The 24,809-nt window shown below is 47.7% G+C and carries 22 protein-coding genes; 13 read left to right on the top strand and 9 right to left on the bottom strand.

Going from position 1 to position 24,809, the window contains the following annotated elements; all coding sequences use genetic code 11:
- Positions 1–10: 10 nt before the first annotated feature.
- The gene (locus JK130_RS06845; protein WP_218353570.1) at positions 11–2,596 is read right to left on the bottom strand and encodes an HWE histidine kinase domain-containing protein; all 2,586 of its coding nucleotides are present in this window, start codon (positions 2,594–2,596) and stop codon (positions 11–13) included.
- Between the two features lie 75 nt (positions 2,597–2,671).
- Between JK130_RS06845 and JK130_RS06840 the strand changes: the two genes are divergently transcribed.
- From JK130_RS06840 to JK130_RS06830, 3 genes are read left to right on the top strand one after another with little or no spacing between them, the layout of a single operon-like run.
- On the top strand, positions 2,672–3,259 hold the full coding sequence (locus JK130_RS06840; protein WP_218353569.1) for a biliverdin-producing heme oxygenase: 588 nt from the start codon (positions 2,672–2,674) through the stop codon (positions 3,257–3,259).
- A 49-nt stretch (positions 3,260–3,308) separates the two neighbouring features.
- Positions 3,309–4,118, top strand: coding sequence for an exodeoxyribonuclease III (gene xthA / locus JK130_RS06835; protein ID WP_218353568.1), 810 nt, complete (start codon positions 3,309–3,311; stop codon positions 4,116–4,118).
- Between the two features lie 18 nt (positions 4,119–4,136).
- Positions 4,137–4,784, top strand: coding sequence for an energy-coupling factor ABC transporter permease (locus JK130_RS06830; protein WP_218353567.1), 648 nt, complete (start codon positions 4,137–4,139; stop codon positions 4,782–4,784).
- A gap of 101 nt (positions 4,785–4,885) precedes the next feature.
- Here JK130_RS06830 and JK130_RS06825 read toward each other — a convergent pair whose 3' ends face one another.
- Entirely contained in the window at positions 4,886–5,446 is a 561-nt protein-coding gene (locus JK130_RS06825; RefSeq protein WP_218353566.1) for a phosphoribosyltransferase, read from the bottom strand.
- 135 nt (positions 5,447–5,581) lie between these two features.
- Positions 5,582–6,814 carry a lipoprotein-releasing ABC transporter permease subunit gene (locus tag JK130_RS06820; protein ID WP_218353565.1) on the bottom strand — a complete coding sequence of 411 codons (1,233 nt, stop codon included), beginning with the start codon at positions 6,812–6,814 and terminating at the stop codon, positions 5,582–5,584.
- A gap of 212 nt (positions 6,815–7,026) precedes the next feature.
- Here JK130_RS06820 and JK130_RS06815 point away from each other — a divergent pair, with 212 nt between their 5' ends.
- Genes JK130_RS06815 through JK130_RS06800 form a run of 4 tightly spaced genes read left to right on the top strand, consistent with a single transcriptional unit; the run spans position 7,027 to position 13,083 of the window.
- Entirely contained in the window at positions 7,027–7,626 is a 600-nt protein-coding gene (locus JK130_RS06815; protein WP_218353564.1) for a PilZ domain-containing protein, read from the top strand.
- A 53-nt stretch (positions 7,627–7,679) separates the two neighbouring features.
- Positions 7,680–11,171 carry a transcription-repair coupling factor gene (gene mfd / locus JK130_RS06810; RefSeq protein WP_218353563.1) on the top strand — a complete coding sequence of 1,164 codons (3,492 nt, stop codon included), beginning with the start codon at positions 7,680–7,682 and terminating at the stop codon, positions 11,169–11,171.
- The gene (locus tag JK130_RS06805; protein ID WP_218353562.1) at positions 11,172–12,530 is read left to right on the top strand and encodes a CsiV family protein; all 1,359 of its coding nucleotides are present in this window, start codon (positions 11,172–11,174) and stop codon (positions 12,528–12,530) included. It abuts the gene before it with no gap.
- 1 nt (position 12,531) lies between these two features.
- A complete protein-coding gene (locus tag JK130_RS06800; protein ID WP_218353561.1) occupies positions 12,532–13,083 on the top strand; it encodes a cob(I)yrinic acid a,c-diamide adenosyltransferase in 552 nt (183 codons plus the stop codon).
- Positions 13,084–13,141: 58 nt separating this feature from the next.
- On the opposite strand, the gene JK130_RS06795 is transcribed toward JK130_RS06800, so the two are convergent.
- Positions 13,142–14,512 (bottom strand): SLC13 family permease, encoded by a 1,371-nt coding sequence (locus JK130_RS06795; RefSeq protein WP_218353560.1) that lies wholly within the window; start codon positions 14,510–14,512, stop codon positions 13,142–13,144.
- On the bottom strand, positions 14,509–15,513 hold the full coding sequence (gene nagZ, locus JK130_RS06790; protein ID WP_246587716.1) for a beta-N-acetylhexosaminidase: 1,005 nt from the start codon (positions 15,511–15,513) through the stop codon (positions 14,509–14,511). The genes JK130_RS06795 and nagZ overlap by 4 nt, the downstream gene beginning before the upstream one ends.
- A 76-nt stretch (positions 15,514–15,589) precedes the next feature.
- On the opposite strand from nagZ, the gene JK130_RS06785 reads away from it, so the two are divergent.
- Positions 15,590–17,878: a penicillin acylase family protein gene (locus JK130_RS06785; RefSeq protein WP_218353559.1), complete on the top strand. Its 2,289-nt coding sequence runs from the start codon at positions 15,590–15,592 to the stop codon at positions 17,876–17,878.
- A gap of 52 nt (positions 17,879–17,930) precedes the next feature.
- Positions 17,931–18,401, top strand: coding sequence for a Cys-tRNA(Pro) deacylase (ybaK, locus tag JK130_RS06780; RefSeq protein ID WP_218353558.1), 471 nt, complete (start codon positions 17,931–17,933; stop codon positions 18,399–18,401).
- On the opposite strand, the gene JK130_RS06775 is transcribed toward ybaK, so the two are convergent.
- Both JK130_RS06775 and JK130_RS06770 read right to left on the bottom strand, forming a co-directional pair.
- Positions 18,375–18,761: a rhodanese-like domain-containing protein gene (locus JK130_RS06775; protein ID WP_218353557.1), complete on the bottom strand. Its 387-nt coding sequence runs from the start codon at positions 18,759–18,761 to the stop codon at positions 18,375–18,377. The two genes, ybaK and JK130_RS06775, sit on opposite strands and share 27 nt — an antisense overlap.
- A gap of 19 nt (positions 18,762–18,780) precedes the next feature.
- Entirely contained in the window at positions 18,781–19,536 is a 756-nt protein-coding gene (locus JK130_RS06770; protein WP_218353556.1) for a sulfite exporter TauE/SafE family protein, read from the bottom strand.
- Between the two features lie 90 nt (positions 19,537–19,626).
- On the opposite strand from JK130_RS06770, the gene JK130_RS06765 reads away from it, so the two are divergent.
- The 4 genes from JK130_RS06765 to JK130_RS06750 are packed head-to-tail and all read left to right on the top strand — an operon-like array spanning position 19,627 to position 21,648.
- Positions 19,627–20,502 (top strand): MBL fold metallo-hydrolase, encoded by an 876-nt coding sequence (locus JK130_RS06765; RefSeq protein ID WP_218353555.1) that lies wholly within the window; start codon positions 19,627–19,629, stop codon positions 20,500–20,502.
- Positions 20,489–20,902: a YeeE/YedE family protein gene (locus JK130_RS06760; protein ID WP_246587715.1), complete on the top strand. Its 414-nt coding sequence runs from the start codon at positions 20,489–20,491 to the stop codon at positions 20,900–20,902. The genes JK130_RS06765 and JK130_RS06760 overlap by 14 nt, the downstream gene beginning before the upstream one ends.
- A 12-nt stretch (positions 20,903–20,914) precedes the next feature.
- The gene (locus tag JK130_RS06755) at positions 20,915–21,331 is read left to right on the top strand and encodes a YeeE/YedE family protein (RefSeq protein WP_218353553.1); all 417 of its coding nucleotides are present in this window, start codon (positions 20,915–20,917) and stop codon (positions 21,329–21,331) included.
- 14 nt (positions 21,332–21,345) lie between these two features.
- The gene (locus JK130_RS06750; RefSeq protein WP_218353552.1) at positions 21,346–21,648 is read left to right on the top strand and encodes an ArsR/SmtB family transcription factor; all 303 of its coding nucleotides are present in this window, start codon (positions 21,346–21,348) and stop codon (positions 21,646–21,648) included.
- Positions 21,649–22,498: 850 nt separating this feature from the next.
- Here JK130_RS06750 and JK130_RS06745 read toward each other — a convergent pair.
- Together JK130_RS06745 and JK130_RS06740 are read right to left on the bottom strand one after the other, a co-directional pair.
- Positions 22,499–23,758 (bottom strand): MFS transporter, encoded by a 1,260-nt coding sequence (locus tag JK130_RS06745; protein WP_218353551.1) that lies wholly within the window; start codon positions 23,756–23,758, stop codon positions 22,499–22,501.
- Between the two features lie 194 nt (positions 23,759–23,952).
- Positions 23,953–24,804, bottom strand: coding sequence for a universal stress protein (locus JK130_RS06740; RefSeq protein ID WP_218353550.1), 852 nt, complete (start codon positions 24,802–24,804; stop codon positions 23,953–23,955).
- Positions 24,805–24,809 lie beyond the last annotated feature (5 nt).

Genomic DNA, 24,809 nt, shown 5'->3' with positions numbered 1-24,809 from the left:
ATACTTCTTATTATTCAGCTGCTGCAGCGACTCGGTAATTACGCAGTGTTTGCAATAAAAGTTTAGATGGTACCGGTTTGGTCAATACCGGAACGTCTTTCAAAATCGCTGTTTTTTGCAGGTTTTCACCATAACCACTTATGATTATACAGGGAATACCGGCCTGAGTCGCTCGCTCTAATAACGCGAAAGTGGTCACATCACCAAGATGAACATCAGAAACAATAACGGCGGGCGGCGTTTTTTGAATATAGGCTTCTGCGGCCTGCAGACTGCCAACCACCGCTACGTTCTTAATCCCCCCCGCACGCAGTTTTTTCTGTGTATCAAGAGCAATAATAAGGTTATCTTCAATAACCAATGCTGAGTGAGGTAGAGGCCCTTGCTCTGCTAAGGGGACTTCGTATTGTAAATCGCCGTTCTCCACTTGCTGTATAGGCATACCCACATAGCGCGCAGGTATAGTCAGTCTTACCCGTAACCCCTCTGACGTAAACTTTACATCGACCAAGCCACTGAGTTCGTGAGGAATAATTCGTTGTATCAGTGTCATTCCGAACCCGTTTTGGTCAGGCTCGCTCAGTTCACGGTCTATCTGTTCTCGCCAGTCTATATACAGGCTTTCGTTGGCCAGACGCTGCCACGAAATCGACAGCTCACCTTCAACAGAAGCCGACAATGCACCATATTTAGCCGCATTAGTAAGCAGTTCGTGCAAAACCAATACTACCGGGGTCGTTGCTTCTGGAGACAGCATAACCTCAGGCCCGTCCAGATTTATATTTTTAGTAATATAAGCCTGTATTTCGTTATTCAATAGCTGTCTGAATGAAATTTCTTGCCAACGTGAGGCGGTTAGCTGGTCGTGGGCAGAGGCCAAAGCGGTAATGCGTTTTGACAAAACGTCGGCGTATTCATCCACCGTTCTGTCTTGTTGCCCGGTTTGTTCAATAATTGCGCTCACTAAGCTTAGGATATTCCTGACCCTGTGATTTAGTTCACTGATGAGGATTTCATGAGTGCGTGACGCTTTTTGCTGAACATCATCACGATCCTGAAAGTTATAAATGATCACCTCTAGTAAAGTAATTCGCAATGATTCGGCGCTACGTATATCAGATTCAACCCAAGGTTCAGCCCTATCATGATAAGTTTGCTGCCAGGCGGCAAAGCTTGTGCGCGGCATTAGTGCATTGGCTTGGTTTGGCGGTCCCTCTTTAGTAGTAGTTTCACTTAGTTTAGATGGCTGGCCGGCCCAGGTTACAATCTGAGGCTGAGCTTTGCGATAGAAAATAAGATAACTTAGCGGCGCATGCGATAGCGGAATAGCAAGCAATCCAGCTATCTGAGTATAGCTGGTGTCATAGCCGGGAAGTTGCGTCGCTAAGCAATCAATATGGACTATTGTGCTTGATTGCTGCCGGTCTAAATATTCCAGGGTGCGTAGTAACGGCTGACCAGATAAGTACGTACCTTCCCCCTGCGACTGCCCGTCGACCACGGCTGCTATTCCGTCACAGTGTACCAACGTTTTAAAAACAGGCAGTTGTTCAGCCAGTACGTCTTGCAGATTACCCTTTCGCGACATTGTACTAACAATCTTGTCATGCGTATCGCGAACCTGCTGCGCGTTTGCTTCACGCTCGCGGGATATTCTTGCGTTCAGCTCTAATGACAATACTTCAGCAAACAGTTCTAAGTCGGTACGCATTGAGTAAGACGGTACTTTGGCAGTTTGATGGTGACAGGCAATAAGCCCCCATAGCTTGCCTTCTATTACCAGGCTGACCGACAGCGAAGCCCCGACATCCATATTCTTCAGGTATTGAATATGTACCGGGGACACCGCCCGTAGTGTCGAAAAACTCAAATCCAGAGTAGCACTTTCGCCGTGGGTAACCGGCAATATAGGTATGGGATTGCTGTTAACGTCATGAATAACCCGCAATAGATTTTTAACGTACAGCTCGCGGGCTTGTTTAGGAATGTCTGAGGCCGGAAAGCGCAGCCCTGAAAAAGACTCCAGCTCTGGCGAAGCCGCTTCGGCGACTACCTCCCCAGCCCCATCAGGCAAAAACTGATAAATCATGACGCGATCGTAGCCTGTTACAAAACGCAGCTGCTGGGCCATATCTTCAAGCAACGCCCGGGTGTCCGCGGCTCGATAAAACTGACTAATAAGAGCTCGTACAAATGAGTCTTTGCTATAGCCACCCGCCGGAATATGCTCAAATTCAACAATAATATAGGTACCGTCAAAGTGTACCGAAATATCAACCGTGACTTGCGTGGGTGTGAGCAACCGAGAAAACAGACGCTCGTTGCGACTGGTTATCATTGCTGATTGGTACGCTGAGCGCAAATCATGAAGCATTTGGGGGTCGAGCCATTGTTTGAAAGCGGTGCCGATGATTTTGTCTGGTGAGGTCTTAAAATAGTCCTGTGTATTAGCAGAACAAAACGCTACAATCCAGTCAACGTTCAGGGCAATAAAACACCCGAAGTGCTGTATATGACCCAGTTTATGTATAGGCTCACGTTCACACACTGACAAGTCGATATGCTCGGCGGCAGGTGCCGTATCGGTAATATTCATTAGCAGACTACGTGCTGTATATTATTTTTACCTAGCCGGGATAACGCAAAAAACAGGTTCAAGATACTTTTCCCTATGACAGATTTATTCAGCGAGCTAAAACACCAAACCAGCGCGGCGCATCAAACATTAGAGGCTACAGCACCTTTTAATACTATGCTGAAATCAGATAGTTTCAGTTCGCAATCTTATAAAAACAATTTAACAATTCTAGCCAGTTTTCATCAGTATGTCGCCCAATTAATAGAGCATAACCCAAGGGTTTGTGAGCTTAGCGCGCTATTACAACCCCAGACTACTTTACAGGCAATACACACTGACCTTCGTTCTTTAACAGATTTGCAACCGATACCCCAGTACAATGCCGGTCTTGAAAAACAAAATATGGGCGATCTTATTGCCGCCGGATATGTTTGGATGGGGTCTTCTATGGGAGCAAAGATGCTGCATCGCTGGCTGTTACAACATAACTATAGCCACCTCCCCATCCATTATTATGCGCATATGGCAAGCATTGGCCGTAACTGGCGTGCGTTTCAGCAATTAGCACTTCAGTTGGCCGAGACTCATCAAATATCGCATCAACGCTGTGCTCATAGCGCTAAAACTTTATTTGAAGAGCTTATCCACTGCGCTAATCGGGTTAACCAGGTAGTGGAATAATCAACTTGTGCTACCCTGTTTCCTATTATTTTTAACGAGTTAAGTAAGTATGAAAATAATCTCATTTAATATTAATGGTATTCGCGCTCGCCTGCATCAGTTACAGGCAATTATCGATAAGCATCAGCCTGATATTATTGGTTTGCAGGAAATCAAGGTGCATAACGAGCAGTTTCCTGAACAAGCCGTAAAAGATATGGGCTATCAGGTTTATTATCATGGTCAGAAAAGCCATTATGGTGTGGCATTTTTATCAAAAACCAAGCCCGACTTTGTTCAGTATGGATTTCCCAGTGACGATGACGATGCTCAGCGCAGAATGATAATGATGCGCTTTGAACAGGATAAAAACTCACCTATAACCGTGTTGAACGGCTATTTTCCGCAAGGCGAAAACCGCGATCATGAAACCAAGTTTCCGGCTAAACGCAAGTTTTACCAAGATTTGATGCAATACCTCGATGACAACCATACGCCTGAAGACAACGTGGTAATAATGGGCGACCTGAACATTTCTCCTACGAATGAAGATATCGGGATTGGCGAGCAAAATGCTAAGCGTTGGTTGCGAACAGGAAAGTGCAGCTTTTTACCTGAAGAACGAGAATGGATTAACCGTCTGTATGACTGGGGTTTTACCGACAGTTTTCGGGCGGCTAACCCTTCTGTTGATGATCAGTTCAGCTGGTTTGACTACCGCTCAAAGGGGTTTTTAGACAATCGTGGTTTACGCATTGATCATGTTCTGGCAACGCCAGGTGTACACGCTAAACTTGCTGAAACCGGAATAGATTATGAACTTCGGGGCATTGAAAAGCCTTCCGATCATGCGCCCATATGGGCAACCTATAAACTGTAATCATCCAAAACAGCACCCATGACCACCTGGCAATGGATTTGTGTAGTATTTTATTTTACCGCGGCGCTGCTTATTATCCGGCGGTTGCCGCTTGCCTTATGGTTAGATAATCGTCACCGCAAAGCCGCTTTTGTCAATAGTTTCGCATTGTTGCTGCTTATGTGGCTGTTCAAAGTGCGTACGGATATCGGCCCAGATATCCACTTTTTGTTGATGAGCGCCCTTACGCTCACATTAGGCTTTCGGGGCGCGGTTACCTGCGCTTCGCTAACACTTTTAATTTTAACCCTGACCGGGCAACAAAGCTGGCAACTGTTTGGCGTGCATGGTGTGGCAATGATTATAGTACCCTGCGTGGTCACTTACAGTATCTATGCCCTGTCCTTTCATTATATTTCTCGCCATTTTATGGTCTATATTTTTGTCTGTGCTTTTTTGCCCGCGGCACTCACCATTGCATTACAAATGGTACTGACAGCAGGTTATCTGATAGCCGATGGCCTGTTTCCGGCTTATCAGGTAATCGATAATTATTTACTGATTATGCCACTGCTATTGTTTCCTGAAGCATTACTTAACGGAGTGGCAATGACGCTTCTGGTAATTTACAAACCCGACTGGGTATACACGTTTAGTGACAGACATTATTTCGATTCTGATAAATAAGGTTAATCGCCTTCTCGATTTCTGGATCAATTTCTTGTGCCGTCACTCAATAACACGCACAAAAAAACCGGCGGGTGCCGGCTTTTAAAGATTTTGTCAGTTTACTTAAACAGGGTATCCATAACCCCCGACAATTCTGACTTTCCTTCTCTGATTTCTTGCTCTGAAAGACCGGCAATTTCATGTGGGAAAACCAACCATTCGTCACTCTGATTAATATAGTAATCTGGTTCTATGTCGGTCTTGTTGTTTTGAGGTTTGTACCACGGACACGCGATTCGAATTTCTTTAGGCATGTTCAGGCGCATCAATTTTTCAATCTGCGCGATCAATGCTTCGACACTACGACCTGAATCAAACACGTCATCAACAATAAGCAGCTTGTCACCTGCATTGGCGTTTTCTACTAAATAGTGCAAACCGTGCACACGAATCTCTTTACTTTGCTGATTGATACCGTAGTAAGAAGAGGTACGTACTGCGATATGATCAGTAGGGGTATCTTTAAATTCGAAAAATTCCTGAACCGCAATACCGATTGGAGCACCACCCCGCCAGATTCCAATAATGAAGTCTGGGCGAAAACCATCTTCATAGACCTTTGCGGCCAGGCGAAATGAGTCCTCTAAAAGCGATTGCGAGGTAATAAAATTCTTTTTCATACGATTTTCCGGCCACTTTTAAAAAGAGTTGAATTATAGAGAATTTAGGCCCTACTTGCACGGTTATTTCATTACAATACACACGCTTACCTGACACTTTGTGCTGATGTGTAGCAACTTACTTACGCATCGCCGTTAATCGTTTTGCAAGGCCCGGGCCGGATGAGTCTGCATAGCTCGGTAGGCTGGATACAAACTGGCTAAAAAACACAGAGCTAGTGAAAGCACTGTATACACAGCCACCTGCTGCCAGCGCAAATCAATAGGTATCATCGCACCCTGTACACCCATAACCAGGCTGACACCTAAAAACTCAAGCAACGCGTTTAGCTGCGTGGTTAACACAACACCCAGCAGCAGCCCTATCAATGCGCCTTTTACACCATTAAACACGCCATTTAACATAAAAATGCGCATAATCCTTCCTTTTGACAAACCCTGAGTTTGCAAAATGGCAATATCACCTTGTTTCTCTGTTACTACCATAACCAGCGCGGATACAATGTTAAAAGCAGCCACCGCGATAATAAGCGTCAGCATCAAAAACATCATATTGCCTTCCATTTTCACCGCGTCAAACAAAGGTCCCTGACGTTCTCGCCAGTTATCGGTTTTAAGATTAAGCTGGTTCAGGTGGGTCAGAGTTTGCTGATATTCAAATGCATCGTTTAAAAACAACCGATAGTCGTGGCTGGCATTTGCAGGCCGGCGCAAAAGACGATTTAGATCTGCCAGATTCATAAAAATGATTTTGTCGTCCAGTCTGGAGCCTACATCATGAAGCCCCGAAATGGTGACCAGTTTTTGGCTGGGCAAACGCCCGAAAGGCGTATAAACCGTAGCTCCGGCAATAAGCACCCGCAGCGTATCGCCGGTAGTCACCTTTAGCTGGCCGGCTAAAGCCTGACTAATGATTACCCGAAACGAACCTGCAGATAAGTCCGATAATCGTCCAATTTTAAGCTCTTGTTCAAGCACACTGTCGGTCATACTTGTGGGGGTGATGCCCTGCAACTGAACACCGCGTAATGCGGTACGCGATTGTAATACTCCTTCAGTCTCAAGGTATGGCGTAACCTTTTCAACATGAGGAAGTTGCTGCAACATAGCGGGTTCGGGGCCGTTCAGATTACTGCCCGTTGCGCCGCTATTATCGCCCTGGTAAACCACAATATGTGGTACCAGTCCTAAAATTCGGGACTTCAGCTGAGCTTCAAACCCGTTCATGACCGACACTACAACGATTAACGCCATCAGCCCTAACGCGATACCTGCTACCGAAACCCGGTTAATAAATGAGATAAAACTATTGTGTTTACCGGCCAGGGAATAGCGCCAGGCAATAAAAGCAGAAATTGGATGAAACATACATTTTTCGTTGTCTGATCGAGATGAATAGACCACACTTATTAAATAGGAACAAGTGCGCAGGGTGCGTACAGTCATGCTACAGTGCAAAGGTTTCTGCATAGGTTCAGTATCACAATGTAATACTGATTTACCGTAACAGCACTGGTTTACTACAACAGCGGGTATACTACGTGTAAGCGTATCTGCGCACAAGAATTGGTGGTAAAAATATGGACACATTATCGTTAGCTGAAAAACAAGCTCAATTTGATGAGTTTTTCATTATTAGTCACAAACTTAATGTCAACGTAAAGCCTTTAGATGCCGATACGCCTCTGCCTGCACACAGCCAGCTTGAAGAGGTAATGCCTTATGCGTTTCGCATTGCCAGCGAAATGTCGTCTTTAGATGCCGCAGCCATCCGCCCTTTAAGAAATTTAAGTGATCATGCATCAACGCTGGCAGAGTATTTAACCCACCAGTCGAAAAAGATAGACCTGATGATGTCGTTTATCTTGCAACAGCAAGACGATCCCGATTATCGTCTATCAACAGTAAAATTTGGTGGTGGAGGTGTAGTCGTTAATACGTCTGAGCCAATAAATATAGGTACCCACGCTCAAATCAAACTGTTTTTAACTGAAGAAGCCGCAGCAATTTTTTGTTTTGGTGAAGTTATCGCTTGTCAGGAAGACAAGGATGGCTACCATATAGCTTTTATTTTTAACCGTATTCGCGAACAGGATCAGGAGCTTCTGGTCAGGGCTAGTCTGCATTTACAAACTTTGCAGCTGCGTAAACGTGCCCAGTCCAGAGATGATGACGCCTGACCCGGTGGCCACCAGGCCAGCTTTGTTGCGTTTCTCAACCGAATTCAGGTGACATGACAGCCACTACCACAGTCTTGCCTCTTCCAAAATCCAGAACCAACAAACATGTTGAAGATCATCAACATTGGGGACATTTGCAGGGCAGCAGTTCAGCACTTGCCATCGCCAGAGCGTATCAGCAAGCCAAAGGCCCGGTAGTTTTACTGACCGCTGATACCCCGTCTGCGTTAAAGCTGCAGCGTGAAATTGCCTTCTTTTTAAATTCAAATGCTGCCCAGGTGCCTTTATTTCCTGATTGGGAAACATTGCCCTATGACATGTTTTCGCCCCACCAGGATATTGTGTCGCAGCGTTTAGAAACGTTGTTTCATTTTTCAAGCCAGCGGCAGGGATTATTCATTGTTCCGGTAAATACGTTGATGCAGCGCCTGGCACCAGTCGATTACCTGAATAAATACCTGCTGATGCTTAATCAGGGTCAAACACTGGATCGCGAACAGTTCAGACGAAATCTGGAACAAGCCGGTTATTTGCATGTTAGCCAGGTCATGAGTCACAGTGAGTTTTCGGTTCGTGGCTCGGTTATCGATTTATTTCCTATGGGCAGCGAACGCCCGTTCCGGTTAGATTTATTTGACGATGAAATCGAATCTATTCGATACTTTGATCCTGAATCGCAGCGTTCCAGCGATACTGTATCTGAGATTCGCCTATTACCGGCGCGGGAGTTTCCCACAGACAAAGATGCCATAACGTTATTTCGGCAGCAGTTTTTAGACCGTTTTGATTCAAGCCAGGCGCAGGAGTCGGTTTTTGCGCAGGTCAGCAAAGGCACAATGCCCAGCGGTATAGAGTATTACCTGCCTTTGTTTTTTGAACACACCGCAACATTGTTTGATTATCTGCACCCTGATACACAACTAATGCTGCATGGCGATTTGCAGCAGGCCAGTGAATTTTTCTGGTCCGATGTAAACGAGCGCTACGAACAACACCGCTATAACATCACCCGGCCTTTGCTTAAACCTGATGAGCTGTTTTTGCCCATGAACGCCCTGTTCGAGCAAATCAAAAAGTGGCCCCGGGTTACTTTGCTTGAAACGCCGGTAGAGGATAAACCAGGCTATACCAATGCGCCCAGCATCAAACTTAACGAGATTGCGCTAAACCCTCAGAAAAAACAACCGGCTGAAGCGCTGCTTACCACATTAAAAAATGCCGGTAACGCAGACGGGCGTATGTTGTTTGTGGCTGAATCTCAGGGCCGGCGTGAAAACATGCTGGAGATTCTCAAAAAAGCCGACATTAAACCTAAAGCATTTGACAATTTTGCGCAGTTTTGTGAGGCCGATGTTCCGGTAGGTATTACTGTGGGTCTGGTCGAAAACAGTTTCAGCTGGTCAACAGATGGCAAAGCGCTGCTGATCGTTACCGAAACCGAACTGCTGGGTTACAAAATCAGTCAGCGCCGGTTGCGCGAAAAACGCACGGCTACAGATGAAAACGCAATTATACGCAATCTGGCCGAGCTTAATGTCGGTCAGCCAGTAGTACATCTGGATCACGGTGTAGGTCGCTATATTGGTATGCAAACCTTAGACGCAGGAGGCGTGACCACCGAATATCTGTGTATTGAATATGCTAAACAATCTAAGCTTTATGTGCCGGTGGCCTCGCTGCATTTAATCTCTCGCTATACCGGCGGCGACGTAGATCATGCGCCGTTACACGCATTAGGTTCAGATGCCTGGACAAAAGCCAGACAAAAAGCCGCCGAACGGGTTCGCGATGTAGCTGCTGAATTGCTCGACGTTTATGCCAAGCGTGCCGCTAATCCGGGTTTTTCTTATCCAATCGAATGGCAGGAATACCAGACTTTTGCTGATAGTTTTCCCTTTGAGGAAACCCCCGACCAACAGCAGGCCATTAATGCGGTTATTCAGGATATGGGCAGCCCGAACGCTATGGACAGACTGGTATGCGGAGATGTGGGCTTTGGTAAAACCGAAGTCGCGATGCGCGCAGCCTACTTAGCCGCTAACCAGGGCAAACAGGTCGCTATTTTGGTCCCCACCACATTGCTGGCCCAGCAACACTACGAAAATTTTAAAGACCGCTTTGCCCAATGGCCATTTAACATTCAGGTGATAAGCCGGTTTGTGGGCACCAAAGCTCAAAAATCGGTCACTGAAGGTCTTACCGATGGCACGGTCGATATTGTTGTCGGTACGCATAAACTATTAAGCAAAGATATTCGCTTTAAAGATTTAGGGTTAGTGATTATTGATGAAGAGCACCGCTTTGGTGTGCGTCAGAAAGAAAAATTTAAAGCGTTGCGCGCTGATGTCGACATTTTAACCTTAACCGCGACACCTATTCCCCGAACGCTGAACATGTCGTTGTCTGGAATGCGAGACTTGTCGATTATTGCCACCCCACCGGCTAAGCGTTTATCTATAAAAACCTTTGTTCAGCAACGTAATAAGGCCGTTATTCGTGAAGCCATAATGCGCGAAATACTTCGGGGTGGGCAGGTGTATTTTTTGCACAACGAAGTAGAAACCATTGAGCGCACCGCTGAAGAAATCGGCGAGATTGTGCCTGAGGCACGAGTTGCTATTGGTCATGGCCAAATGCGCGAGCGTGAGTTGGAAGGGGTAATGAGCGACTTTTATCATCAGCGCTACAATGTGCTGGTATGCTCTACCATTATTGAAACCGGTATTGATGTGCCCACTGCCAATACCATTATCATGGACCGCGCTGACAAGCTGGGTCTGGCTCAGTTGCATCAGCTTCGTGGCCGGGTAGGTCGTTCGCATCATCAGGCATATGCTTATCTGCTGACACCTCATCCAAAACGTATGACCAAAGATGCGGGCAAGCGACTTGATGCAATTGCTAATTTAGAAGACTTAGGTGCAGGGTTTGCCCTGGCCACGCACGATCTCGAAATACGCGGTGCGGGTGAACTGCTGGGCGATGAACAAACAGGCCAGATTGCGACGATCGGATTTTCGTTGTACATGGATATGCTTGATAAAGCCGTAACAGCCTTAAAAGAAGGGCGCGAGCCTTCACTGGAAGATTCCTTTAGTGGTCAAACCGAGGTTGAGTTGCGTATCGCCGCACTATTACCTGATGATTACATCGCTGATGTAAACACCCGCTTGTCGTTGTACAAACAATTAGCCAGTTGTAACAGCAAAGCTGAAATTGATGAATTTCAGGTTGAATGTATCGACCGTTTCGGCTTATTACCCGACCCGGCAAAAAATCTGGTACGGGTAGCTGAGCTAAAAATTATGGCCAAATCACTGGGTATCAGTAAAATTGATTTATCTGCAATTGGTGGAAGCATCGAATTTAAAGCCGACACGGTTGTAGACCCGGGCTATATAATTCAATTGGTGCAAACTCAGCCAAAAACCTTCAAATTTGAAGGCAGCAATAAGCTTAAAATTGTGAAGCAGACTGAAACGGCGAAACAGCGTATTGAGCTCACACAAACCATTTTGAACGATTTTTCCAGGGAGACGCGCTAAATGACATTTGCGCAAAAAACCTTACTGGCCACCAGTAGTTTGTTGCTTAGTCACGCCGCGATGGCCAGTTCAGACTGGTGGTTTGATGTCGAGGTATTAATTTTTGATCGGGGTCAGGCCATTTCGCAAACCAAAGAGCAGTTTGAGTATGCCCAGACACTGGCGCCTGTCGGTGCCGACTGGGATTTGCTCGATGCTTTATTGCGCCCCGATATAAGCGGGCTTAAGCAAAATATGCCCGTTTGTGGACAAACCGGCTCACCGCTGTATGCACAGAAGCTTTCTGTAGATGAAATTGTGGCTACACACCAGCGCTGGCAACAAGACAATAATGCTATGTTAGCCGATACCGAACAGGCACCCGCCCCTGACGCGCCAGCGTTACCGGTAACCCCTTACGCTACCGGGTCGCTGTCTACACCGGTTAAAAACGATGAACATGATAATGTACCGGATCCCTGGCAAATTGCGGGTTACTGGTTAGAGTTTCACTGGCCACAGGTTTCTCCGGTAACGGTGCCTGCTACTACGTACTGTGTTAAGCCTCAACCATGGATTGCATTTGAGAATAACCAATGGCAGGTTGCCATGCCGGATAATGCGCTGCCCTCGCCTGATGAGGTACCTATTACCCCTCAGGGGGCTGTTAGTCCAGACGAGGACACTACCAGTAACGACGAAAGTGGTACGGCGCGAATTCTTGGTGCACAAGCCAATGAGCTGACCAAATTGTCAGCGCAGGTGCGTAATACTCGAGGCTTGACCCGACTGCTGCATACCACCTGGCGCCAGCCCGTTGCTTTTGGTCAGAAAAAAGCCGCCTCGGTGCGGGTATTTGCGGGTAAAAATTATGCAAAGCAGTTTGAATTATCAGGACAACAGCGAGCTGATGAGCTTGTTACTCTTAATTTTGACGATAAACGTATCGACAACGAAGTAACGTCTGAAGCTGGTTTTTTTGAACGGCTCGATAAACAGCTGACCAGTAACGAAGATGTGTCATTTGCTCAAATGATGGCCGCCACCGAAGAACATACCACCTCGCTGCAACGCCAGGTTGAAAAAGCAAGCCTGGGGTACAATACCCCTATCTGGCAGGTTGATGGTTATATCAAGGTGTATCTTAAAAATATCAACCGTGTGCCTTACCTGCATATTGATTCAAAAATGTACTATCGCCAGCCAGTGCCTATGACCATCAATAATATCGCCAATGGCGCCGAACCGCAGTACGAACTGGTTTCTGTGCCGTTTCATCAAATACGGCGTGTCATCAGCAAGCAACTGCATTATTTTGATCATCCCCTATTTGGTATGGCGATAAAAATTCGTCGGGCCGAAGTTTCTGAAGAGCGCTGATATGAAAATATACACCCGTGGCGGTGATGGTGGCCAAACCCGAATTTATGCTGACAAACCTCTCAAAGTTGAAAAATCGGATATTATTCTAAATTGTTATGGCGATATTGATGAGCTGAACAGTCACGTGGGGTTGCTGGTAAGTCACTGTCAAACAGAACAGACACTGAATAATAACGTGGCGCAAGAAGCAAAGTGGCTGCAGCAAGTTCAACAAAATTTGTTTCAGCTTGGCTATGCTATTTCAGCTACCTCATCGTTAACTAATGATGATGTTACGGCTTTAGAGCAGCGAATTGACGTGTTAAGCGAATTGCTTGCCCCGCAGCGGCATTTTATTTTGCCCGGTGGTCATGTAAGCGCCGCGCAAGCTCATGTGTGCCGGACCGTTTGCCGACGTGCCGAGCGCACCCTGGTGGCCGCCAGCCAGCAACACCCGGTGCCCGCTACCACCCTTGCTTATATCAACCGGCTCTCGGATTACTTTTTTATCCTGGCCCGCAGTCTGAACCATGCATCGGGTACCAGCGATATTCAGGTACCATCGCGCTAACCTTTGTCCTGGTTGCAAGGGTGTCCAATCGCGGCTACCGGCAGCCAGAGCTAAAGCGTTAAAGCCGTGTAAGCGCAACCCCAGCGGTTATTACCAGCGCCAGCAAAATATTTAAAATGGCGCCTTCGCGCGCCATTACCGCAACGCTAAGTTTGCCACTGCTGTACACAATAGTGTTGGTAGGTGTAGCCACCGGCATCATAAAGGCACAGCTGGCGCTCATAGCAGCCGGCATCATCAACACCAGGGGATCAACATCCATCGCCACAGCTGCGCTGGCCAGTATGGGCATCAGTAAGGTAGCCGTAGCTGTATTTGAAGTGACCTCAGTAATAAAACTGACCGCCAGACACATCAGTAATATTACCCCTAATAAAGGCAGTACCGACAGTCCGCTAAATGCATCACCCAGTCGAACACTTAAGCCTGAGGCGACAAACGCTTTGGCTAAACAAATACCACCTGCATATACCAGCAGCAGCCCCCACGGAATTTGGGTGGCTGTGTCCCAATCCAGAATCTGGCCGGGCTTGTCTTTATTACCGTCAGGTATCAAACACATCAGCAGTACGCCGGCAATAGCAATGGTGCTATCTGCGACATTGGGCATATTGAGCCAGGCGGTCCAATAGGGCCTGAAAATCCAGGCCATCGCCACCACACAAAATGTAATCAGTACCCGTCGTTCGGCGCTGCTCCAGTCTCCGGATTTTGGCAAACTAACCTTTGGCATCGTACCTACCGAGCGGGTGAGCCACAGTGCCATCAACGGGATCCCTACCATTACAATAGGAATACCTGTAGACATCCAGTTTAAAAAACTGATTTCCTGTCCGCTTACCTGGGTGTAGACCTCCATAAAAATGATATTTGGAGGGGTTCCGATAGGTGTTCCTATGCCGCCAAGGCTGGCGGCATAGGCAATACCCAATAATAATGCTACGGCCAGGCGAGTGGACTGCATGGCATTGATAATAGCCATAGCGATAGGCAGTAACATTAACGCCGTCGCGGTATTTGAGATCCACATGCTAAGTATGGCCGAGGTTATCATAAACCCGTGCACCAACCGACGGGCGCTGCTGGCACCCGTCAGATTCAGCATATAAACGGCCAATCGTTGGTGTACGCCAGATTTTTCCAGCGACTTAGACAGCATAAATGCGCCCATCAGTAGCAAAATAACGTGGCTGCCCAGCGCTGATGCGGCGTTTTGATAGGTCATTACGCCTGCCATCGGAAAAGCTACAAATGGCACTAACGCTGTGAGTGCAATGGGCATGGCTTCTGTCACCCACAACATTGCAATAAGAATAGTCAACGCCCCGGTAATAGCCTGAGCACTGTTCAAACTCGTAGTCATTAGCCACAACCAGCTTCCTGTTGCGCTTATCAGGCTGATACCGATCCACTTGTAGTTGATGGTCATTGTGGTTCGCGCAATATAATAGGTTGAACAGCGCGTAATGCCCGTTCATAAGCACGTTTGGCGTCGGGCTCGGCAGTGCGCCGGTTAAAGTCAGTTAAGCGTCGGTTAGAGACTTTCGGATGTGATAATTTATCTAAAATATCAATGGCTCCGGCCGAATTATTACAGGCTAAAACCATATCACAGCCCGCGCTCAGGGCTTGCCGGGCGCGCTCTGGATAATCGCCAGCCACACTGGCCCCGTGCATCGATAAATCATCTGAAAAAATCACACCGTCAAACTGCAGCTGCTTGCGTAACACCGTTTGCAACCAGTAGTCAGAAAACCCTGCTGGCAGAGCATCGACTTGTTCGTAAATAACATGGGCAGGCATAACGGCATCAAGCTTTTCAATAAGCTGCCTGAATACCACCATATCAGTGCGCTCAATTTCGCTTAAGGGTCGCGAATCTACTGGCAGAGCCACATGAGAGTCGGCCACTACACTGCCATGGCCGGGGAAATGCTTGCCGGTAACCGGCATGCCCTGTGCCTGCATGCCCTCAATAAGCGCGCCAGCCAGGGTAATAACCTGCTCAAAATCGCTGGCAAATGCACGGTCGCCAATCACCGTAGAACATCCATCAATATCCAGCACCGGACCAAAGCTCATATCAATATCCAGCGTCTTTAATTCACTGGCAAGTATCTGACCGCAGGCGTTGGCCAATTCAGTGGCTTTTGCCAGATTGTTGTTCACCGCTGGTAATAATGCCCCCATGGCCGGTAGACCGGTAAAACCGTTACGAAAACGCTGAACCCGCCCTCCTTCGTGATCTACCGCAATTAATAGCGGGTGTCTGGCGGCTTTTCGTATCGATTTAACCAATGCATTTAGCTGCGGTTTATCGTAATAGTTGCGGCTAAATAAAATAACTCCACCAACCAACGGATGGTCCAGTATTTCACGTTCCTGAGCACTTAGCTCATACGCAGTACAGTCAAGCATTAACGGGCCCATGAAAACTCCTGGTTATTTATTCTTCAATTCATACGCTTAAACCGTTACGATAAAGAAAAACCAAGGAATATCGCACATGGCAAAATGGATAAAATGGTTGTTTTTCAGCGTATTGCTTATTGTATTAGTGACGTTAGGAAGCGCATTTTTTTTGTTAAACCAGAGCCTGCCACAGCTTGAAGGGACTGTACAGAGTCCATCGCTGTCAGCTGCGGTTAAATTACAACGTGATGATATGGGTCAGGCGGTTATTCATGCTTCTACCCGCCCTGATGCGGCTTACGCATTAGGCTATGCCCATGCCCAGGACCGGTTTTTTCAAATGGATTTACAGCGTAAGGTGGCCGCCGGCGAATTATCTGGGTGGCTGGGTGCAAAAGCTCTGAATGCTGATCGTAAAGCGCGGTTTCATCAGTTTCGTGCCCGGGCCCGCAATTTACTCACGACCCTGCCAACCGCTCAGCGCACCTTGCTCACACAGTACAGTGAAGGCGCCAACGCAGCCCTGAACGATGCCAAAACCCAGACCTTTGAATACTGGCTCACCGGGTATGAACCCGCCCCCTGGACACCAGAAGACAGCTTACTGGTGATTTTTTCGATGTACATGGACCTGCAACTGGGTCAGGTTGAACTGGATTTGGCGCGTACGGGTGTTCGCCGTTATTTTGGTGAAGACATGCTGCACTTTTTACAGCAAAGCTCTGACTATCAGGCGGCATTAGAGAGTTCTACCCTGCCCCCATACACCGGCGGTATTCCTGCGCTGGAGGCCAACACCACCGCTCGCTGGCAAGGGCTGCCGCCACCGGATATTGGCAGCAACAACTGGGCGGTATCCGGGCAGCTGACTTCTTCGGGTCACGGTATGTTAGCAAATGATATGCATTTGGGTCTGAGGGTACCGATTATCTGGTATCGGGCCCAGCTGAATTACACCCGCAATAACCAGCAAGTACAGGTAACCGGGGTCAGTTTACCAGGATTACCGGGCATTGTAGTAGGTACCAATGGCGCCGTCGCCTGGGGCTTTACCAATGCTAATCTGGATAATGTCGACTGGGTGGCGCTACCTGAAAACATCAAAACCTGGCAGGTTAACGAAACCCTTGCCACCACCGACCAGCCAGTGCAATTTCCAATCTCCATGAGCGACTATGGACCCGTGCGTGAACTGGATGGTCAGCAGTACGCGCTAAAATGGGTTGCTCACCAGCCTTATGCGGTTAATCTGGAGATTTTAAATTTAGATGTGGTGGCCACTATTGAGCAAGCCATTGATGTAGCTCACACTATCAGAATGCCGGTACAAAACATGGTGATGGTAGATGCCGACGGCGCTATTGCCTGGACCCCGGCCGGCGCAGTGACCGCCCGTCCCACCCCAAGTGCTACGGCTATTGCAGCAAATGAATTTTCAGCGCAATGGCAAAGTAACACCCGGGCTGCTGAATTGCCGCTGGTAAAAAATCCCACCAATCAACGTTTGTGGACCGCCAACGCTCGTGTAATTTCAGCCGAACAGCTTCAGCGCTTTGGCGATGGAGGCTATGCTCTTGGTGCCCGTGCTTTGCAAATAAAACAACGTCTGATGGCCCAGAACACATTTGACGAAGACGACTTCTATCAAATTCAATTAGACAACGAAGCGTTGTTTTTAAAACCGTGGCATCAGTTATTAACCCAAACACTTAAACAAAAGTCACAGCGGTATCAGGCCGAACTTGAGGCTCTGACAACCTGGCGACAGTGTGCCTGCGCCGACTCCGTAGGTTATACTTTAGTACAGCGCTACAGACAACATGTGGTCAATGCTCTGCTCTCGCCGGTGATGACCAGACTCGCAGATCAAAATTATCGACCCAATGGCCTGTTACGACAAGCCGAACCCGCCATCTGGCAATTGCTTAATAACCAACCTGAAAGCTGGCTTCCCGCGGGTTATAACAGCTGGTCAGAATTTTTACTGACGTCCTGGGATGAAACCCGTACGGCGCTAAACAACCAGCTGCAAACCGAGTCGCTAGCAGGGCTGAACTGGGGCGCAGTGAACACCCTAACGGTTAAACACCCGTTTGCCGCCAATGTACCGCTGGTGGGCGATTATCTGAACCGACCTGCCATAGCCGGGTATGGCGACAGTTACATGCCGGCAGTACAGCAACCGGAATTTGGCGCTTCGCAAAGACTTTTTGTACAACCCGGACAGTTATCGGAGGCGGTGTTGACGCTTCCCGGCGCACAGTCGGGACATCCGTTGTCTCAATTTTATCGGGTGGGCTTTAGTGACTATGCTGAAAATAAAAGTACGCCATTGTTGCCTGGGCCCATTCGCTATACATTAACTTTACAACCAACGCTGTAACGCTACGGTTAGATCAGATGCTTCAGATGGGCCTGAGAAACGGAGCAATTATATGACACCGGCAATTAATGTACTTAAAAAAGGCGGCTATGCGTATCGGGTGCATCAGTTTGAACATCGTTCCGGTGCAGTCAGTTACGGCCGTGAAGCTGCTCAGCAGTTACAGATAGCAGAACAACAAATCTTTAAAACCTTACTGGCCAGGTTAGAGCCGCACACGTTTGCTGTGGTGTTGGTACCAGTATCTCACCAGCTGGATTTGAAGCGACTGGCGCAGGCCGCCGGGGTGCGCAAAGCCGCCATGGCCTCATTACAAGATGTGCCCCGGATTACCGGGTACTTGCCAGGAGGGGTCAGCCCGGTGGGCTTAAAAAAAAACCTCAACGTACTTATCGATGAGCAGGCACGGCGATTCGATAATATATTTATAAGTGCAGGCAAACGCGGGGTAGAAATTTCGTTGTCGCCCATCACTCTGGCAAAGGTTACCCATGCCTCATTCTGTCTTTTGTGCCGGCAATAATTTGCTTAACGGGTATCCCTGCTCTTGCCACGCCGTAATGCCTCCGGCCATAGAATACACCCGTGAAAACTGCATTTGTGAAAGCGAATAAGCTGCCAGCGCCGAGCGGGCCCCTGAACGACAATACAAAATAACGTCGGGATCGGGTGATATAAAATCACTCATCAGGGTTTCGATACGGCTTTCCAGCAATCCCCGGGCGCAGCATATCGCTGTGGGCAAAATACCAGCTTGCCATTCCTGCGGCTCGCGAATATCAATCAATAGTGGCAGGTTGCCTTGCCTGCAAAAAACCTCCTGCACCGAAAGTTCATTAATTTGCTTTTTGATATCCGTAAGGTAATTCGTAAAAGATAACATTCGTCATAGTCTCCCTGAATTAAGCGGCCAGTAAGCGGGTGCCGATCAGCACCGACGCAATAACAATAAGACACATAGCAAAGCCTTTCTTTAAACGCGCAGGGCTGATCTTATGGCTAATCAGAACGGCCCCTAACGTACCCGCCACGCCCCCGGCAGCCATAATAATAAGTACCGGCAAGTCCCATTCGATCTGCTCCTGACTAACAGACAGTGCTAAAATTGCAACGGCGGTATTCAATACAATTAATCCCAGACTGGTCACCGTGGCGCTTTTTAGGGGGAGCCCGGCGAGCAAATGCAAAGCGGGCACCATCAGAAAACCGCCACCTACTCCCACCAGCCCGGTCATGGCACCGGTCCCAAAACCGGCGGGTAACAGCACAGGTAGGCTGGAGTGCCGATCGGCTACGTTTTGCTTTTTACCGAGCATTTTATAAGCACTGATAAACATGATCGTAACCAGCAAGGTCAGTTGTACACCACCAGGGAGCCGGGTGCCGGCAATAGCACCCATCGCCGCGCCAGGTAAACTGGTCAAAGCAAAAATGCCAAACAGACGCCAGCTAAAGTTGCCCGGGTTACGCACGCTGTTTAATACCCAGCCGGCCAGTGCAATCAGGCCTACAATAACCAGGGAGTGTGCGACGGCCGTTTTTTCATCCATCGCGGTAAAGAACAATAGCGCTGGCATGGTTAAAATAGCGCCGCCGGCGCCCAGCACGCCCAGGGTGGCACCTATCAATAGCGCGCTTACAATAATCATTCCCAGCATAATCTTTTACTCATCTATTATTTCGTATATTCACAATATACGATCTATGCTAGCATAATAACAGCCATCTAATGGAAAAAGAGTACAAAGATGATTAAGGTTGAACCCTTCTATGACAAAAATACCGGCACCGGTAGCTATGTGGTGTACGATGACACCAGCCGGGCCGCCCTCATTATTGATGCCGTGCTGAATTTTGATGTTGCCAGCGGCCGGCTTGAATTTGCGTTGGCTAACCAGCAGCTTCAGTTTATTGAGGCGCAAAAGCTGCACCTTGACTATATTTGCGAAACCCATGCCCATGCTGACCACCTTAGCGCCGCGGCGTACTTACGTCAGCATAGCAAGGCTCGTACGGTTATAAGCCAGGGGATTGGCGAGGTTCAGCAACAATTTTCAAGGCGCTTTAATAAACCCGTAACCGAAGACCAAACCCTGCTTTACGATATTCTGGTCCACGACGGTGACACCTTAATGCTGGGCAAGCATACACTGACGGTAATGACCACACCGGGCCATACTCCTGACAGTGTCAGTTACCTCATTGAGGGCAATATTTTTGTGGGTGACACGTTATTTATGCCAGATATAGGTACCGCACGGTGCGATTTCCCCGGCGGTGATGCCCATCAGCTTTATCAGAGCATTCAGAAAATTCATGCCCTGCCCGATGAGACTCGCATCTGGGTTTGTCATGATTATCCACCACCAAATAGAAAGGTGCAGTTGAACACACTGGTAAAAACAAGCCGTAATGAAAATATTCACGTAAACCAGAGTATGAGCGAAGCCGATTTTGTAACGCTTCGTACTCAGCGTGATGCGACGCTGAATGTTCCGCGCTTATTATATCCGGCCTTACAGGTTAATCTTTGGGGAGCGCTGCTGCCTGAAAAAGAAGCCGGCGGTCAGCGCTTTATTAAAATTCCATTGATAGTAGATGAGGACAGTTATGCTACCCAGTGATTGGATTCAAGGCTTTGCCGGCGGCATGTTAATTGGCGCCGGTGCAATTGTACTAATGCTGTTTAATGGTCGTATTGCCGGTATCTCGGGCATAACCGCCTCGGCGCTTACCCAGTTTAAGCAATCGGCCTGGCGATGGGCGTTTCTGGTAGGGCTGATAGCGGCGCCGCTAGTGACGGCTTTGGCTGGTTTTACGCTACCTGAAAACATTCCGGCCAGTTTGCCGACGATGGCGGTGGCGGGGTTACTGGTGGGAATCGGTACCCGAATTGGTTCGGGCTGTACCAGTGGCCATGGCATTTGCGGGTTGTCGCGCTGGTCACTACGTTCTTTATTCGCCACGCTAATATTTATGGGCACCGCGGTGCTTACCGTATCCATTGTTCGCCATGTAATGTAAAAGGAAAGCATTATGCGTTTTATATTAACCGCTTTACTGGCCGGCTTTTTATTCGGTGCCGGGCTGACGATTTCGATGATGACCGATCCCGCACGTGTGTTAGGCTTTCTGGATATTTTTGGGGCCTGGGACCCAACCCTTGCGTTTGTGATGGCCGGCGCGCTGGCGATATACATGCCCATCTATCAGTTTTATATTAAACCGCGCGGTCGCACCATATTTAATGAGCCGTGTCAGTTACCAGAAAAAAAGCAGGTGGATCAGCCTCTCATCACAGGCGCGATATTATTTGGTCTTGGCTGGGGGTTAAGTGGCATTTGCCCCGGGCCCGGACTGGCCAACCTGAGCGGCGGACAGCCGGCAATTTATGTATTCATCCTGACCATGTTGCTTGGTATGATAGGTGCTACTATGTATCAGAAAAAATAATGTAAGGAATGTCTATGAGCCCGGAAGAGATGGCCGCCAATGCCGAGACTGCCGCGCGGTTATTACGGGCTATGGCTAATCGTCACCGCTTAATGCTGCTGTGTCTGCTGAACGATGGTGAGCAATCAGTTGGGCAATTGAATGAGGTATTGCAGTTGCCACAGTCCAGTTTGTCACAGCAGTTAAGTGTACTGCGTAAAGACGAGCTGGTGAAAATCCGGCGCGATGCCCAGACCATCTATTATTCTTTGGCCAGCGCCGAGGTAAAAACCATCATCGCCACGCTGTACCAACTTTATTGTACTGAAGACACTTAAGGGCTGTGCTAGACCCCGTGCTTGCAGAGCTTTTCGGTGCTGCTGTCAACTCACTCTGAAAATCGTCTTTACTGTTGCGCAACAACACGGTGAATTTCACCCAACCTTCCCTCGCATACACAATGTAATTGTAACATAGGCAGGGTTGTATCCGGTCTTCCTCCTCAAACCCTACCAACGCTATGGCAAACTTCCGCATTGTAGTGGTCTAATGAACCCGCACACCTATATAACCGCCTGTGTTTTCGCTGTAAACAGAACGAAGACTACCCCAATTCAGAGTCACCCACTCCAGCTGGCTTTTAAAACTGGAGTTTATGCAGCCGTGACGTTCAGACGTATACCACTCCAGCCCTTGAAGTCATCCCATCAGCTTCCATCGCTTTTGTTTTTTATCTTCGGTGTTGGTGTAAGGTAGGTCATGGGGGCAAAGATCTAATTTTATGGACACCCACATTTTGCACCCTCTAGAAAGTCTGACCAATTTTCATGGACACTCACATCCTTTTTCTCACCAAAAGACCGGAGTATCCTGAATTGAACAGGTTGGGCGAAACTTGTTCTACAACTAATCAGCGTATTAAAGGTGGGTGTCCAATTTAATTTTAAAGGTGGGTGTCCAGGGTAGTTTTCTGAAGGTTTACGCGTATCAAACCGACAACAAGACAAGGTTTATAAGCACGTTTATATGTGGCTAACAATCTTCATGGACACCCACATTCTGTACCCCCAAAAAACCTGGCCAATCTTCATGAATCTTCATGGACACCCACCCTTTTTCTCACCAAAAAACCGGAGTATCTTGAATTGAACAGGTTGGGCGAAACTTGTTCTACAACTAATCAGAGTATTAAAGGTGGGTGTCCAGGGTAATTTCCGGCTCAGAGTCGAGGAATTTTATTATTTTACGACTTAAGCTTATCCCTATTGTTAAGCCGCTTATACACACGGCCAATATACTAAAAATTGTTGATGTATCTTCTGAGGTCAATTCACCCCACAAGCCTCCGGCTAAAGAACCTAATGGTAAAAAAATTGCTGACACTGTCATGATAAAACCAAGTACTCTTGCGCGTATCGCAGGTTTTGAAGCAGTTTGAAAAAGCGTAATTCCCTGGAGGTTAAAGACACCCAAGCAAATACCTGCTGTAAAAAAGCTGATCAATGAAAAGTAAACATTATTACTCAGACTGAAAATAAGCAGGCTGAAAGCACAGCAATGAAGAGTAAATAACATCAGCGCAGAACGTTTCTTGATTATCAGTTTGAGGTAGTTTGAAAGGAAGTACCCGATGATGCTTCCCATAGCCAGGCTTGCGAGCAGAAACCCATACCACTCAGCCCCTGCGGAAATTTGTTCGGCAACATAAAATGGCAACAATAGCATCAGGGGAGCGAGGAAGAAGTTAATAGACGCAAAAAACAATGCCGCTGGTAACATACCTGAAGTACCTGAAAGGTATTGCCAACCTGTAAGTAAATCATCCTTATAATTCGTAACCGATGCTTTTAGACCAATAGCCTTATCGACGTCATTTTTTGCTTCTTGTTTAATAAAAAACTCCGAGAAAGCCGACAGAAAATAGGAAATCGCGTCTATTAGCAACAATATTGGGGCGCCTAAAATAGTAAACAGCATACCTCCTGACGCCTGTCCTAATACCATGGTTGCTTGGGTAGTTGAGCCAAACGTCGCCATCACTTGAGGCAGTTTTTCCCGGGCCGTCAGGTCAGGGATCCACGCGTCAATTGCAGGCTGAAAAAACGCTTTACACCCACCGTTTATACACGCAGTCACCGCGAAAAAGATAACCACTTGGGCGGTGCTAAATAAGTCGCTAAACAGAACGGCAGACATAAACAGCACGGTGCTGCCTCTGATCAAATCACACCAAATAATAATTCTTCGGTTGGAGTGCCGGTCAGCTATAACACCCGCTATCGGCCCCAAAATTATTTGCGGAAGCGTTGATAAAGCAAATATCACACTCATTGCGGCAGATGAGCCAGATGATTCCATTATCCAGAACATCATAGCGATAGTATAAGCCTGCATTCCGAGCTGGCTTATTACCTGACCTTGCCAGAGTAAGAAAAGGTTCTTGTTCATTTGCATCCCTGCTACGCCAAACTGGCGGTGGTTGTTCTGCGGTACTAGCCCGGCGGTACTAAATATAAATATGAAATAGATTCAGCCTACAGAACTGCTGATCCGGCTACCTGAAAAATCAGGTTACTAACAACATTACAAAGGTAATCAATCACGTGCGCAATAGGTCTTCGCCGTCATGCGCACAGTCCTTATCAGCGTAAAATAATAAGTGGAATATCACTTTTTTCGAGCATTTTCAGCGTATTGCTGCCAACAAAGAACTGTCGCAGCCGGGAGTGCCCAAATGCGCCCATTACCATCAGACCGATATTGTTGTTTTGTTGATACTTCACTAACTCAGTATTGATATTGCCTTCTAAAAATGCCGCTGTCACATTTAGCCCGCGTTCAGCCAGTTTCCCCGCTGCCCGGTCAAACTTTGTTTTAAGATCGGCTTCATTATTTTTTATCGTCACCAGGTGACAATCGATACCGTGCAACAGACCCCCATCCAATACCTTTTGCAGCGCCCGGTCCGCTGATTCACGGCCATCATAAGCAATCATAAAAGAGGTGGGTGACGAAAAGGATTGCGGCACCACCAGGACCGGCTGACATGCTTTGCGCAACAAGGTTTCGATATGTGACCCGAGCGCTTTAAATTCATTGTCGTGACTGATGCCCTGACGCCCGATAACCACTAACCGGGTTTGATCCTGTAGTGTCATCAGGGCCTCTACCACATCTCCATGCCGTTGCAGCGACTCCACAGCCGCCACCCCGTCAGCCCGAGCTTCAGCCAGCATAGATTCAAGTAACTCATTGCTTAGTTGCAGGGCAAGTTTGCTTTTTTGTTCATCCAGCCTGGTCATCTCTTCCAATAAGGAGGAGCGAGCGCCCAGTCCTATAGCGCCGGTATAATCATCGGCGCCATGCTGAGGCGTTTTCTCGATTGTGTGCAGAAAACACAATGGTTTGTTAAGCTTTTTGGCAGCCCATTTACCAGCTTGTGTCACCGCCGGTGTCATTGCCGAGCCATCCACACAGGTGATTATTTTATCCATCGTTA

Origin of the sequence: Alteromonas lipotrueiana (assembly GCF_019249245.1) — a bacterium.
GTDB lineage: Bacteria > Pseudomonadota > Gammaproteobacteria > Enterobacterales > Alteromonadaceae > Alteromonas > Alteromonas lipotrueiana.
This window is presented reverse-complemented; position numbering and strand designations above follow the sequence as displayed.

What these genes read in the sequence shown, in the direction of transcription:
- JK130_RS06845 (WP_218353570.1), bottom strand. Translation starts at nt 2,596, where the DNA reads ATGAATATTACCGATACGGCACCTGCCGCCGAGCATATCGACTTGTCA.
- JK130_RS06840 (WP_218353569.1), top strand. Translation starts at nt 2,672, where the DNA reads ATGACAGATTTATTCAGCGAGCTAAAACACCAAACCAGCGCGGCGCAT.
- xthA (WP_218353568.1), top strand. Translation starts at nt 3,309, where the DNA reads ATGAAAATAATCTCATTTAATATTAATGGTATTCGCGCTCGCCTGCAT.
- JK130_RS06830 (WP_218353567.1), top strand. Translation starts at nt 4,137, where the DNA reads ATGACCACCTGGCAATGGATTTGTGTAGTATTTTATTTTACCGCGGCG.
- JK130_RS06825 (WP_218353566.1), bottom strand. Translation starts at nt 5,446, where the DNA reads ATGAAAAAGAATTTTATTACCTCGCAATCGCTTTTAGAGGACTCATTT.
- JK130_RS06820 (WP_218353565.1), bottom strand. Translation starts at nt 6,814, where the DNA reads ATGTTTCATCCAATTTCTGCTTTTATTGCCTGGCGCTATTCCCTGGCC.
- JK130_RS06815 (WP_218353564.1), top strand. Translation starts at nt 7,027, where the DNA reads ATGGACACATTATCGTTAGCTGAAAAACAAGCTCAATTTGATGAGTTT.
- mfd (WP_218353563.1), top strand. Translation starts at nt 7,680, where the DNA reads ATGACAGCCACTACCACAGTCTTGCCTCTTCCAAAATCCAGAACCAAC.
- JK130_RS06805 (WP_218353562.1), top strand. Translation starts at nt 11,172, where the DNA reads ATGACATTTGCGCAAAAAACCTTACTGGCCACCAGTAGTTTGTTGCTT.
- JK130_RS06800 (WP_218353561.1), top strand. Translation starts at nt 12,532, where the DNA reads ATGAAAATATACACCCGTGGCGGTGATGGTGGCCAAACCCGAATTTAT.
- JK130_RS06795 (WP_218353560.1), bottom strand. Translation starts at nt 14,512, where the DNA reads ATGACCATCAACTACAAGTGGATCGGTATCAGCCTGATAAGCGCAACA.
- nagZ (WP_246587716.1), bottom strand. Translation starts at nt 15,513, where the DNA reads ATGGGCCCGTTAATGCTTGACTGTACTGCGTATGAGCTAAGTGCTCAG.
- JK130_RS06785 (WP_218353559.1), top strand. Translation starts at nt 15,590, where the DNA reads ATGGCAAAATGGATAAAATGGTTGTTTTTCAGCGTATTGCTTATTGTA.
- ybaK (WP_218353558.1), top strand. Translation starts at nt 17,931, where the DNA reads ATGACACCGGCAATTAATGTACTTAAAAAAGGCGGCTATGCGTATCGG.
- JK130_RS06775 (WP_218353557.1), bottom strand. Translation starts at nt 18,761, where the DNA reads ATGTTATCTTTTACGAATTACCTTACGGATATCAAAAAGCAAATTAAT.
- JK130_RS06770 (WP_218353556.1), bottom strand. Translation starts at nt 19,536, where the DNA reads ATGCTGGGAATGATTATTGTAAGCGCGCTATTGATAGGTGCCACCCTG.
- JK130_RS06765 (WP_218353555.1), top strand. Translation starts at nt 19,627, where the DNA reads ATGATTAAGGTTGAACCCTTCTATGACAAAAATACCGGCACCGGTAGC.
- JK130_RS06760 (WP_246587715.1), top strand. Translation starts at nt 20,489, where the DNA reads ATGCTACCCAGTGATTGGATTCAAGGCTTTGCCGGCGGCATGTTAATT.
- JK130_RS06755 (WP_218353553.1), top strand. Translation starts at nt 20,915, where the DNA reads ATGCGTTTTATATTAACCGCTTTACTGGCCGGCTTTTTATTCGGTGCC.
- JK130_RS06750 (WP_218353552.1), top strand. Translation starts at nt 21,346, where the DNA reads ATGAGCCCGGAAGAGATGGCCGCCAATGCCGAGACTGCCGCGCGGTTA.
- JK130_RS06745 (WP_218353551.1), bottom strand. Translation starts at nt 23,758, where the DNA reads ATGAACAAGAACCTTTTCTTACTCTGGCAAGGTCAGGTAATAAGCCAG.
- JK130_RS06740 (WP_218353550.1), bottom strand. Translation starts at nt 24,804, where the DNA reads ATGGATAAAATAATCACCTGTGTGGATGGCTCGGCAATGACACCGGCG.